We start from the raw sequence: 13,151 nt of genomic DNA, 5'->3' as shown, positions 1-13,151 counted from the left end.
TGAGAGGGAAAAATGGCAGAGAATCAAGACAAGACCCCCGAAAAAATCCGCATCAAAGATAGCTATCGGGAACGTATATATGCCGAATCACAACTACTAGATAAAAGTTATCTAGAGACGCTCTACTTTATTATAGACTGCTATTTTGCCTTCAAAAAGGGTGTATTTCCCATACAACAAGGAATCGTACATACACCAGTTTCCACTCCAGTGACGATAAACCAAAACCAACCACAGCCACCAGAGCTAACTGCATCCACACCTCAAACAGAATTCGATTCTGATAGCGACACATTCACCCTTGATTTTGATTTATGAACTTTCAGCTTTAGCGGATAATTTTCTGATTTTTGCACGGTAATTACCGACAAGTCGCAAGTCGCAAGTCGCAAGCAAGAAGAATTAACTTAAGTTGTGGGTTTAGAGCCGCACTTAAGAAAAAGATGTGTTACCGAGACGCGCAGTGAGTCCAGTCCTGTAGAAGGGTTTCCCTACGTAGGGAACTGGCGTTAGCGAAGCGGTAGCGACGTTAGGAGCGTCACCCAGAGGGCGCGAGAAACACAGTGTCCTTATCTCAATCTCACGGCTTCAGTCGTGGGTACACTTGCGACTTGCGACTTGTAACTTGCGACTTTTGAATATTATATTTTACCTGACATTCTTCAGACTCTCCACAGAAGAACTAAACATATCAGTAAAAATGGAAATAACCTTCCGTTCTCGAATCTTAATATTAGCACTCACACCCATACCCGACTGCAACCCCATATTACGCTTTGAAACCATTAACTGCTGACGATCAAGCTGCACCTTCGCCGGAAACCTGTAAAATGGATAAATCTGATCCGGTGGTAAAACATCAGAACCAACCCACACCAACTTACCCTTAAGATCACCAAACTCACTAAAAGGAAACGAATCAATCCTGACATCCACACTCATTCCTGTCCGAACAAACCCAATATCCTTATTAGTAATATAAACCTTAGCAATCAGAGCATTGTTAGGAACAACCTTGAGAATCGGTTCACTAGAAGTTACCACAAAACCCCTAGTATGAGCCTTCATCTCAAAAATAGTCCCAGCAACAGGAGCAACAATTTCCTGATACTTCAGATTCATCTGCGTTTGACTAACTTGTGAATCAATCTCCGCAACTTTCTTATTGTTTTCGACAAGAGCTTTCGTTAATTGTGAATCAATCTCCGCAATACGTTTATTATTATCAGCAATCTGATTGAGCCAATCTCTGCGAGACAAAGCAATAGTATTAGCTAACTTAGCTTGAGCTTGAGCAATAGCCGACTGCAAACGAGCCTTTTCTTGAATAAGTTGGTCAATTTCGCTTCTTAAATTGCGAACCTCTTGTTGTTGTTTAAGATATTGAATCCTAGAAATAGCCCCATCTTTCATCAACGGAGTTACATCATTAAGTATCCCTTGATTCATCCCCAAATTATCTAAATTACTCGCTAACCTGACTTGAGCTTGCTGTAATTGGCGGCGGAATTGCTCAATTTCAGATTGAGCAGATTGGATACGCGCATCTAACTCAGTTTCAATAGATTGTAGACGTTCCTGCTGCTCTAGAGTAAGTGGAGTATTGTTACTTCTACCATTCAACTGAGCGCGGTAAACCTGATTTTCAGCTATTAAGGCAACTCGACTTTTAGTTAAATCTATCATTTGACTGGGGATTTTTAAAGTCGAGATATCGTGTGTACCAGTGCCTTGTAATTGAGATTGATAAAACTGATTCTCTTGAATTAAACTTTCCCGAATTTTTAGCAGTGAATTTAACTGTGCTAAAGAAGTTGTATTATCTAGAGATAAAAGACGTTCTCCAGCTTTGACGGTTTGACCATCTTCAACAAGTATTTCTTTGACTACCCCACCAACAGGTGCTTGTACTTCCTTAGTTGCACCTGATGCTTCTAATTTACCTGTAGCTGATACAGCTTCCTCAATTGTCGCAATCGAAGCCCAAATAATTGTCCCTGCTGTAGAAAGCATTAATCCCCAAAGAATTGCTCTTGACCATTTACGAGATTGTTTTAATATTACTGGTTGATCAAATTTAGGGACATATCTTGGTGTGTGATTGGGTGGTAATGGTTGAATTTCAGAAGTGTCAGGCTTTTGAGCTACTATTTGTTCTAATTGTTGAAGAGAAACCGTTTCTGGTATTGATGAATGAGCATTACTATTTTTATTTTTATGTGTACTATTACTTGCATAATTACCATTACCATTCGTGCCGTTTCCGTTATTAGTATTCATAAATAATTAGGTAATATTTTTAAATTGTTAAATTAAGCAGGAAAATCATAAAAATTATCTCAGCCTTAAATTACATCATTAATTTAAGTGTTTAAAAAGTTAACTTATTCGCTTATTGAATAAATCTAACTTCTAAGCAGCAGCAGCTTCTTGTTGTTGATATAAGCAATAATACAAACCTTTCATTTCCATCAATTCATCATGAGTTCCTTGTTCTGCTATCTTCCCTTGACTCATCATTAAGATGACATCTGCATTTTTGATAGTCGCAAGACGGTGAGTAATAAAAAGTACTGTTCTTCCCTTAAATGCCTGTGCTAGATTTAAACACACCTGACGCTCAGTAGCATAATCCAAAGCACTGGTAGCCTCATCCATGATCAACAACGGTGGATTTTGTAGTACAGTACGAGCGATCGCCATTCTTTGTCTTTGTCCTCCTGATAATGCTGCACCCCTCTCTCCCACACGAGTTTCATAACCACTAGGCAAATTCATAATAAAATCATGAGCGCAAGCAATCCTCGCTGCTTCTACAATTTCCTCCGGTGTCGCATCCGGCATCGTTAAAGCAATATTCTCCTGTACTGTAGTATCAAACAGCAAAGTATCCTGTAATACCATGCCAATTTGACAGCGTAAGGAATACAGTTCCACCTTGGAGATGTCATAACCATCTATCAAGATTCTTCCCGCATCCAGTTCGTAAAGTCGGGGGATTAACTTTGTCAGCGTACTTTTACCTGCACCACTTTGTCCCACTACTCCGACAAATGCACCCTGGGGAATTTCAATTGATATATTGTTGAGTTGGGGATTGGGAGATTTAGCAAAAGCAAAGGTGACATTTTCATACTTGACTTGTCCCTCAATTGCTGGCATTGGTATATTATTTCTTCCTGCTAATTCTGACTCTTGAGGAGTATCAAGAATATCTGCTAATCTTTCCAATGAAAGTGCTGTCTCTTGGAAGTTCTGCCAAAGTTGAATTAATCTTAGTAGTGGACTCGTGACATAGCCAGCGATGATGCGGAAAGCAATTAGTTCTCCCAAGGTTAACTTTTGTTGCAATACTAAATATGCACCCACCCACAGTAACAATAAGCTAGAAAGCTTGTTGAGAAAATTACTCAGAGAACCAGCCGTATTAGAAGTGAGGACATTTTCAAAACTAGCACTAATATAACGTGCATAACGTGTTTGCCATTGCCATCGAGAATTCAGTTCAATATTTTGAGCTTTAACAGTTTGAATACCAGAAACAACTTCTACTAAGTATGATTGAGTATCAGCATTCCTTTCGGCTTTAGTGCGAGTTTGACTGCGAATTATTGGGGCAAAAATAAATGTTAATAAAGCAAATAATGGTACAGTCGCTAATGCCACGATAGTTAATAACCAACTATACCAAACCATCACAGCAATGTAGATTACAGAAAATATGGCATCCAGCACCACAGTTAACGCAGTACCTGTAAGGAAAGAACGAATATTTTCTAGTTCATTGATCCTGGAGGATATTTCCCCGACAGGACGCTTTTCAAAGTAACGTAGTGGTAATCTTAACAAGTGGTCAATGACTTCACTTCCTAAGCTTAAGTCTATTCTGTTGGTAGTATCAACAAATAAGTTAGTTCGCAACCAAGTAATTACACCCTCAATAATTGCCATGACAATCAGCAATCCACCAAGTACATTGAGGGTATTAACTCCATTTTGGATAATTACCTTATCAATAATTACTTGGGTAATCAGGGGATTAGCTAACCCTAATAGTTGGACAAATAATGAGGCGATAAAAACTTCAATTAAGACAACTTTATGTTTTTTGATGGCTGGTAGAAACCAACTTAAATTAAATCGCTTTTGCGGCGTTTCTGATGTATGCTGTAATAATAATACTTGTCCTGATTCTCCCCAAGTTTCGATAAAATCTGCTGGCTTTTTACGCACAATCCCTTGTTCAGGGATAGCCAAGGTTAATTCTTTTTCTGTAGTTTTATAAATAATGGCAAAACTATCTTGCCAGGGAAGTAATACTGGAGTGGGGAGTTGGAAGACTGCAACTGCTGGTACTTCCACAAGTTGGGATTGCAAACCCATCAATTCTGCAACAGCACCGCACAGTTCAATAGAAATTTTCCCAGTACGTTGATAGTTGCTAACTAACGCTCGTTTAAGTACATCTTTCTTCCACGGCATATTCCAGTATTGCGATAGCATTTGGAAACAAGCAAGTGTAGCATCAACTGGGCTTCTACCACGTATGTAAGGATATTGGACTTGTTGTAAGTTAGTTGACTCTAGTTGTTCTGGTTTTTCAGGTGCAAACGGAACACTTTCCCAAGGGTTAGCAACAATGTTTATATCATCAACAACGATGGTTGCGTTTTGGGAGAATGATAATGTAGGGTCAGTAAATCCAATCAGGCGTACTCCTTTACCTGAAGATTGAATATCATCACCATCACTTTGGTTAATACTGCTACCAACAGGATAATTACAACCATCGCTGCTGACTAGCCAAACTAAATTATGATCCAATTGGTTGAGTTGAGTTTTACCGTTAGGTAAATTGAGGATAGTTGCGTGATTTATGGCTCGAATCGCTAGTTCTTTGAAATCTTCTGTGACTTTACCCCGACGATTCAGTTCTGCTGCTAGTAAGTCATATATTTCGATTAAATTTAACTGATTGCGAAAGTATGCTGCTAGTTCGGGTTGTTTTTCCAGCAATTCACAGAAATCAGATACCTTGATGGTAAGACAAACGGAGAGAGTGGATGCGATCGCTGTTTCACATGGTACACCTCTAATAGTACTTGTGAGACCAATGATTGCACCAGGAGCAAGTTTTTCTAAAGTTTGCGGTGCGATTCCACCTAGAGGATACCCCAGCAACCGTGCTTGTCCTTCATAAAGGATTGCGATACGTGCGGGGAGGTTTTCTCTAGTCAGGATAGCTTGTCCCATTCGGTAGCGCAATGGTTCTAGCTTTAAGATCAGATTGGTGATAGTTTGGTGATCCATTCGGTTGAATGGTGGGGTTTTAGCTAGAAACTCGTGGTAGAGACTTGTGAGTTCAATCGTCATTGCCTTACAAAAATGGAACAGGATAGCCAAACAACTGTTGCTATCTCAAAAAGATGATCAATTGGCAAAAGAGGATATGTATTTTTACGCAATTACTCTCGTCAAAGCTTGGCTTTTATTTATCAAAAAAGCTACTGTGTTTTTACTTAAATTATGTTTGGTATAAAGAGTATAATTCAGGATAAATAAGGTTTTAGTTGAGTTTGTTCAGCAGAATGATCGTTACTAACCAAGGAGATTGGTGTATTTTTGATTTCTTGGGTTAACCATTGTTCAAATAAATGGTTGAGGAGAGTAGTTTTCATCACATCATCTAGCTGTGCTGGAATCAAAGATTCAAGTCGTATAATAATATACCAATTTTCTAACTTTATTGGGGGTAATACTTGCCCGGCTGGAATTGTCGCTAGTTTTTCTGCAATGATAGGATGAGCTTGGGATATCGGTACTGGGCCAATTAAACCACCTGTTTGTGCTTCAAGTCCTTGAGAATAAATACTCGCGCACTCAGCAAAGGTAGCATCACCATCTTGAATGCGAAAAAATAGTTCTTGTGCAACTTCGCTATTGTCAGTACGCAAAAGGCAATATACAACCTTATCAAGCTGAGGTTTGCATTGGAGAAAGTATTGTTCGAGTTTGTTTCCCCAAGTGGCAATTTTGAATTTCTCTAGTTTGAGTTCTTTTGTCGCTAGTGCTTGGAGTTGGTTTTGATTAATGCAGAATTGTTGTTGTACTGCGGCGACAGCTTGGGGGGTTGTAAGTTGATTTTGTTGATAAAATGCCTCAATGGTAGCGGCTTTCTCTTCAGGGGTGAGGGAAATATTACTAATTGCACGTTCAATGATGATTTCGCGCTGGAGTATAGGTAAGATTTTATGCTGTGCTAGTAGTAATGGTAATTCCGTTGGTAAGATTGTGCGATCGCCTATTTGGAGTTGAGAATCCATTATTCGTCAGAAGACAGGTGTAGAATTTTGGTATGATGCCTTCTGTATCTTGGCTGAAAAATGTGCTAGAAGCAACAGCATTCATACTTAATAAATTTCGGGCTATAGCAGTTGGCGATTAGCAACAGCCTTCATGCTAAGAACTAACTGCTAGCTGTTAACCGGTTAGGATTTACCCTGATTTTTGGGGACTGTAACCTGTGTGGTAGAGTAAGTTACATTACCAGCACTATCAGTAGCACTGTAAGTTAGGGTATAAATACGTCCATTGCCATTGCCAGAACGCTCTGCTCGCAGGAAAATCCGTCCATCTGGGCGAATTTCAATATCACCCGCCGTATCGCCATCACCTAAGCCGTTATCAGGTTCATTGCTGGTGATTGATACTAATCTGACTGTGGGGTTAGCATCAAAGTCATCACTCACTTTAACGTTGACTTTGACTTCCACCATTTTATGATTAGGTGGCCATAATTCCCCTGGGACACTCTTCACAGTCAGTGTGGGTGATTCATCATCATCAATAATTGTACCAATTGCTTGGGCATCGGCAATGTTGGCATTGATGGCTTGAGAGAGATTAACAAAGAAATTCTCGTTTTGTTCGTCTAATCTGTCGCCTATCACTTGTACTGATACTGTTTTAGTAGTTTCACCAGGGGCGAAGGTAATTGTACCGCTTGTTGCTGTATAGTCGCTGCCAGCAGTTGCTGTACCGTTGGCTGTGTCATATTTCACGCTAATTGTCTTTTGGGAAGCGCTATTGAGGCTAACGGTAAAGTTGAGTATTTGCGTTCCGCTATGTCCTTCGGTAATTGTTCTGTCGCCAATCGTGATACTGGGTGGTGCGTCGTTGTCGATGATGGTGGTTACAGCTTGGCTCTTGATAATGGTAGCGTTTGTAGCATCACTCAAGTTGAGGAAGAAGGTTTCGTCAAATTCATCAATGGTATCACCCAGAACTTGAACAGTTACAGTTTTAGTAGTTTCACCAGGAGCAAAGTTAATTATACCGTTGGTAGCAGTATAGTCACTGCCAGCAGTTGCTGTCCCATCTGCTGTAGAGTATTTGACGCTGATGGGTTTACCGCTTGGGGTATTCAGGCTGATAGTGTAGGTGAATGAGATCGCTCCGCTATCTGTTTCGGTGACAGTTCTGTCGCTTATTGTAATTGCTGGTGGTGCGTCGTTGTCCACAATTGTACCTACCGCTTGGTTCTTAGCAATTGTGGCATTTGTAGCATCACTCAAGTTGAGGAAGAAGGTTTCATCAAATTCATCAATGGTGTCACCAAGTACTTGAACAGTAACGGTTTTGCTGGTTTCCCCTGGTACAAAGCTGATTGTACCATTACTGGCGGTGTAGTCATTCCCGACAGTTGCTGTGCCATCTGCTGTAGCGTATTTGAGGGAGATGGGTTTGGCGCTGGCTGCGGAGAGGTTGATAGTGTAAGTGATGGTTGTTGTACCGCTATCTGTTTCAGTGATAGTTCTGTCGTCAATCGTGATACTTGGTAGTGCATCGTTGTCAACAATTGTACTTACCGCTTGATTCTTAGCAATTGTGGCATTTGTAGCATCGCTCAAGTTGAGGAAGAAGGTTTCGTCGAATTCGTCAATGGTGTCACCAAGTACTTGAACAGTAACGGTTTTGCTGGTTTCCCCTGGTACAAAGCTGATTGTACCATTGATGGCGGTGTAGTCATTCCCGACAGTTGCTGTGCCATCTGCTGTAGCGTATTTGAGGGAGATGGGTTTGGCGCTGGCTGCGGAGAGGTTGATAGTGTAAGTGATGGTTGTTGTACCACTATCTGTTTCAGTGATAGTTCTGTCGCCAATCGTTATACTTGGTAGTGCATCGTTGTCAACAATTGTACTTATGGCTTGGTTGTTAGTAATTGTGGCATTTGTGGCATCGCTCAAGTTGAGGAAGAAAGTTTCATCAAATTCATCAATAGTGTCGCCTAGCACTTGTACGGTAATCGTTTTAGTGATTTCTCCTGGTGCAAAAGTGAGTGTTCCGTTGGTGGCGGTGTAGTCAGTTCCGGCAATTGCCGTACCGTCTGCTGTAGCGTATTTAACTAAGATTGTTTTTTCACTGGCTGCGGAGAGGTTCACGGTATAGGTGATGGTAGCTGTACCGTTGTCACCTTCCATGATGGTTTTGTCACCTATGATGATGCTGGGTGGTGCGTCGTTGTCCAGGATTGTACTTACAGCTTGGTTTTTGGTAATGGTAGCGTTTGTAGCATCGCTCAAATTGAGGAATAAGGTTTCGTCATATTCATCAATAGTGTCACCCAGCACTTGTACCGTAATGGTTTTAGTTGTTTCACCTCTTTCAAAGTTAATTGTACCGTTGGTAGCAGTATAGTCAGTTCCAGCAGTTGCTGTCCCATCTGCTGTAGCGTATTTGACGGAGATTGGTTTGGCGCTAGGTGCAGAGAGGCTGACGGTGTAGGTGATTGCTGCTGTACCGTTGTCACCTTCCGTGATAGTTTTGTCACCTATGATGATGCTGGGTGGTACGTCGTTGTCGAGGATTGTACTTACGGCTTGGTTGTTGGTAATGGTAGCGTTTGTAGCATCACTCAAGTTCAGGAAGAAGGTTTCGTCAAATTCATCGATGGTATCACCAAGTACCTGTACGGTAACAGTTTTGGTTATTTCACCGGGAGCAAAGTTAATTATACCGTTGGTAGCGATGTAGTCATTAAGAGCTATTGCCGTACCATCTTCTGTGCCATATTTTACCGAGATCGGTTTGGCGCTAGGTGCAGAAAGGTTAAGAGTGTAGGTAATGGTTGCTGTACCATTGTCTGTTTCGGTGATGCTTCTGTCACCTATCGTGATGCTTGGGTCAGCGTCATCGTCCAAGATGATGGCAGAGGCTGTGTGATTAACGATTGTAGCGTTCGTCACCTCGCTCAAATTGAGGAAGAAGGTTTCATCAAATTCATCTGTTGTATCACCGAGAACTTGAACGGTAATAGTCTTGCTGATTTCGCCTCTTTCAAAGGTGATTGTGCCATTGCTAGCAGTATAATCGGCAAAAGTGGCTGTGCCGTCGCTAGTGGAGTAGTTGGCGGTGATGGTACGTAAGCTAGCTTCACTTAAGCTGGCAGTGAAAACGGCATACTTGTTGCCATGATCCCCTTCCTGGATGGAGATATTGCTCACAGAGATGGTGGGCGGTTTCTTCACGGTCATGATCATGGTATCGTTGGAGATTGCACCATCCGAGTCAGCGATCGCCAGGGTAACAATGTATTCCCCATGTTGAGTGTATGTATGGGATGGGTTGAGGATACCAGTGGCGATGTTGCCGTCACCGAAATCCCAAGTAATTGTGTGGGTATCTAAAATCCCTGGATCGGTAAATTGCCCGTCGAAGATAACGGGTTCGTTTGTATACATGATTTGGTCTACACCCGCATCAACTGTCGCTGCGACGTTATTAACTTTTGTAATTAGTGTTTGGGTGGTCGTTGCACCATCAGAATCGCTAACAGTCAGGGTAACGGTGTAAATTCCATTGTCTTTGAAGGTGTGGCTAACATCAAATCCTTGTACAGTGTCAGAACCATCGCCAAAGTTCCATGTGTAGGTGAGGGTGTCGTTGCCTGCATCGGTAGCTAGGGCGGTGAAGAAAGCTGCTGTGCCTTCTTCTACTTCTGTTGTCCCTGTGATTTGAGTAATTATGGGGGCGACATTGTTGATGGTGACTGTGAGAGTGTCAGTTGTTAATGCACCTGCATTATCGCTTATTGTCAGAGTGACGCTGTACGTACCATTTTGGGTATAAGTATGCGTCGGATTGAGAATACCTGTTGTAGTGTTCCCGTCGCCAAAGTTCCACTCGATTGTATGAGTATCTAAGATGCCAGGGTCAGTAAAGTTTCCATTGAAGACTATGGCTTGTCCTTCGTTGGCGATAGAATCTGTACCTGCGTCAACTATTGGTGCAACGTTGTTCACTTTAACGTTAAGTGTTTGCACTGTGACTGCACCATCCGAGTCGCGTACTGTCAAGGTGACTGTGTAATCATTGTTATCTGTAAAGATGTGGCTGACAGATTGACCTTCAACAGGCTCAGTGCGATCGCCGAAGTCCCAAGTATATGTTAATGTATCGTTGCCTGCATCTGTGGCTGTGGCACTGAAGTTAGCTGTTGCGCCTTCATTGACTGTAATCTCGCCGTTGATGGTGTTGATTACAGGAGCGACATTGTTCACGGTGACGATTAATGTATCGCTACTTACACTACCATCAAAATCGGTAACGGTGAGTTTGGCGGTATAAGTGCCATTGCTGGCGTATATGTGAGTGGGGATGAGTGTACCGTTTACGGTATTTCCGTCACCGAAGTCCCAAGTGTAGGTGTGGGTGTCAAAGATACCAGGGTCGGTAAATGTGCCGTTGAAGTTAACAGATTGACCTTCGTTTATGCTTTGGTCTGCACCTGCTGACACTCTGGGTGCGGCGTTGTTGACGGTGATTTCTAGGGACCGGAAGCTATTTACGCCTTTGCTATCCATCACGGTGAGGGTGGCGATGTATGTGCGGTTGTCGGCGTAGGTGTGGGTAGCGTTTTTACCTTCTACTAATTGTGAATTGTCGCCAAAGTTCCAGAGGTAGGTGAGTTCGTCACCTGGGTCGATGGCTGTGGCACTAAAGTTGGCTGTTTTGCCTTCGGTGGTGGTGGTGTCGCCTGTAATGATTGTGATGACTGGGGCAATATTGTTGACTGTGATGTTGACGGCGGCGGTGTTGGATGTTAAGCCTTCTGTGTCGAGTACGGTGTAGGTGAAGGTGTCTGTGCCGACGAAGGTGGTGTTGGGGGTGTATGTAACTGTACCATCTGGGTTGAGCAGGATTGTCCCGTTGCTGGGGTTGGTTTGGATGGTCAGGGTTGAGGGGTTGATGCTGCTGTCTGCATCAGTATCATTAGCCAGAAGGTTGATTGTAACTGGTTGAGTTTGGTTGGTGGTGGCGGTATCGTTGTTGGCAACTGGCGCTATGAAGTCGTTGTCTAGCAGCATTACGTTGTCGAGGACGACTTTAGCATCTTTTGCACCGAAACCAAGGAGGTCGAAGTACAGAGTGGCGGCGGTTCCTGCTTGAATGCCTGTGAGGTCTACTTTAAATGTGAGTGGTTGGTTGAGGGTAAGGGTGCTGTTGGGGGTGGTGTTGACTAGAGTTACTTTGTTGCTGGTGTAGTATGTACCGTTATTTTGGATGTTAAGTAGGGAGTCAGTTTGGGTGAGTCCTTGGCTGGTGTTGACTAAGGATTGTTTGGTGTTGACGTTGAGTAATGCCACCTCGAATGCGTCACCTGGGGCTGTGGGGGTGTTTGCTCCCAAGGTGGTGTTTTTCAAGGTGAATTGGAGGTATTTGGCTCCTTCTGGGATGATGAAGGATTGGGAGAAGTTGCTGAGTAAGGGGGAGTCTTCGGTGAGGACGGCTTCTTTGTTAAGGATGGTGGCTGCACCGCGTGTTGTCCAGCCGTATTCGGGTTTGGTGGTGTCGCTTTCGCTGAAGTTGCCGTTGGTGATGTCTGCTAGGAGTATTGCGGTTAGTGGTGCTGTTAGTTGTGTTGCACTATTTGATGCTGCCGTAGTATTACGGATAGCGTTAATCATTTGCAGGTTGAGCCATGATGGTAGTTTACGCACCCCTGGAGCGAGGGTGTTGTTCATCAGGTCGTAGGGGTGTACTTTGGAGTCAAGGTGGCTACCGTCTGGGGTGAGGGTGGCGGTAAAGTTGTTGCCGATGAAGGTTTTTGTGCCGTTGATGGTTTGGGTGTAACGGTCAAAGCCTGGGTTGCCGTTGATTATACCTAGTAGGTGTCCGGTTTCGTGGAGGATGGTGGTGAGGAGGTCGTATTTAACGAATGCGTCGCCTGTGGTAGCTCGGAAGGCTGTGTCAGTGAGGGAAATGGTGAATTCGCTGTTATCAAGCGGAGTGGGGTCGATGAACCAGCCTACACCGTTAGCGTCGTTGTCGATGAGGATGGTTCCACCGTTGGGGCGACCGTATTGGTCGTAGTCAGTGATTTGGGCTTCGGCTAATTGTCCGGTGGGGAGATTGGTTATTTGGAAGTTGATGTTGAAGGTGGGGTCGAAGATACTTAGTAAGTTATCTTTAAATGTGTTGCTTAATGCAGAGGAGTATAGATGAGTATAACTGCTGAGGAATTGTTGCAACGATACGCTGCTGGGGAGAGAGATTTCTCCAAAGTTAACCTGCATGGAGCCAGATTGGAAGATGCCTCCTTGCCTGGAATCAACTTGAGCGAAGCGACTTTGTTCGGGGCTAATTTGACTGGAGCTAATTTGAGTGGGGCTAATCTCAGTGGAGCTAATTTGGATTGCGCTCAACTCGAAGAGGTTGATTTCAGTGATGCCAACTTGACTAAAGCCTCCATCTGTGAAGCTACGCTTGAGTGGGCTAATTTGACTAGAGCCAATTTGACTAGAGCCAATTTGGCTGATTCCGGTTTGCCAGGAGCTGACCTGACCAATGCTCAAATAACCGGAGCTATGTTCGGTGCTCCTCACCTGATTGGGGCTAACTTGACTAACGTTGACCTGAGTAGTGCTTTGATTGATTTGCCTGGGGGAATCGATAATCCTAGAGTTGCTGGAGCTATATTCTGTAACACCACTATGCCTGACGGAAGTGTCCGAAATGATAACTGTATCTGAAACTTGAGAGAAGTTATCTTTAATAGGTGTTGAACTAGCAAGTAAGGAAGCAGATAGAGATGGTGTAAATGTAGGAAATCCTGAAGCTGTTATTGGCCCTTCATATTTCCGACTTTCAAT

At 43.1% G+C, this 13,151-nt stretch carries 6 protein-coding genes and 1 pseudogene; 3 read left to right on the top strand and 4 right to left on the bottom strand.

The features are described 5' to 3' along the window. Positions 1–12: 12 nt before the first annotated feature. Complete coding sequence (locus tag FD725_RS29280; RefSeq protein WP_179051759.1) at positions 13–318, top strand: hypothetical protein; 306 nt, start codon at positions 13–15, stop codon at positions 316–318. A 330-nt stretch (positions 319–648) separates the two neighbouring features. Here the strand turns inward: FD725_RS29280 and FD725_RS29275 are convergent, their stop codons facing one another. Both FD725_RS29275 and FD725_RS29270 read right to left on the bottom strand, forming a co-directional pair. Next, entirely contained in the window at positions 649–2,280 is a 1,632-nt protein-coding gene (locus FD725_RS29275; protein ID WP_179051758.1) for an HlyD family type I secretion periplasmic adaptor subunit, read from the bottom strand. A 132-nt stretch (positions 2,281–2,412) separates the two neighbouring features. After that, positions 2,413–5,373 carry a peptidase domain-containing ABC transporter gene (locus FD725_RS29270; RefSeq protein WP_179051757.1) on the bottom strand — a complete coding sequence of 987 codons (2,961 nt, stop codon included), beginning with the start codon at positions 5,371–5,373 and terminating at the stop codon, positions 2,413–2,415. Here FD725_RS29270 and FD725_RS29265 point away from each other — a divergent pair. Beyond that, positions 5,357–5,539 carry a hypothetical protein gene (locus tag FD725_RS29265; protein ID WP_179051756.1) on the top strand — a complete coding sequence of 61 codons (183 nt, stop codon included), beginning with the start codon at positions 5,357–5,359 and terminating at the stop codon, positions 5,537–5,539. The two genes, FD725_RS29270 and FD725_RS29265, sit on opposite strands and share 17 nt — an antisense overlap. 10 nt (positions 5,540–5,549) lie before the next feature. Here the strand turns inward: FD725_RS29265 and FD725_RS29260 are convergent, their stop codons facing one another. Together FD725_RS29260 and FD725_RS32800 are read right to left on the bottom strand one after the other, a co-directional pair. After that, a complete protein-coding gene (locus tag FD725_RS29260; protein ID WP_179051755.1) occupies positions 5,550–6,323 on the bottom strand; it encodes a peptidylprolyl isomerase in 774 nt (257 codons plus the stop codon). 165 nt (positions 6,324–6,488) lie between these two features. Next, positions 6,489–11,330: pseudogene (locus tag FD725_RS32800) on the bottom strand (Calx-beta domain-containing protein); the annotation flags it as partial. 1,170 nt (positions 11,331–12,500) lie between these two features. Between FD725_RS32800 and FD725_RS32795 the strand changes: the two are divergent. Further along, entirely contained in the window at positions 12,501–13,031 is a 531-nt protein-coding gene (locus tag FD725_RS32795; RefSeq protein WP_256872023.1) for a pentapeptide repeat-containing protein, read from the top strand. Positions 13,032–13,151 lie beyond the last annotated feature (120 nt).

The sequence above is a fragment of the Nostoc sp. TCL26-01 genome, assembly GCF_013393945.1.
Classification (GTDB): Bacteria; Cyanobacteriota; Cyanobacteriia; order Cyanobacteriales; family Nostocaceae; genus Trichormus.
Note: the sequence above shows the minus strand (reverse complement) of the source record. Positions and strands in the feature narration are given on the sequence as shown.

Bases quoted from the DNA above. Each gene is read 5' to 3' on its own strand.
- FD725_RS29280 (WP_179051759.1), top strand. From the start codon at position 13: ATGGCAGAGAATCAAGACAAGACCCCCGAAAAAATCCGCATCAAAGAT.
- FD725_RS29275 (WP_179051758.1), bottom strand. From the start codon at position 2,280: ATGAATACTAATAACGGAAACGGCACGAATGGTAATGGTAATTATGCA.
- FD725_RS29270 (WP_179051757.1), bottom strand. From the start codon at position 5,373: ATGACGATTGAACTCACAAGTCTCTACCACGAGTTTCTAGCTAAAACC.
- FD725_RS29260 (WP_179051755.1), bottom strand. From the start codon at position 6,323: ATGGATTCTCAACTCCAAATAGGCGATCGCACAATCTTACCAACGGAA.
- FD725_RS32795 (WP_256872023.1), top strand. From the start codon at position 12,501: ATGAGTATAACTGCTGAGGAATTGTTGCAACGATACGCTGCTGGGGAG.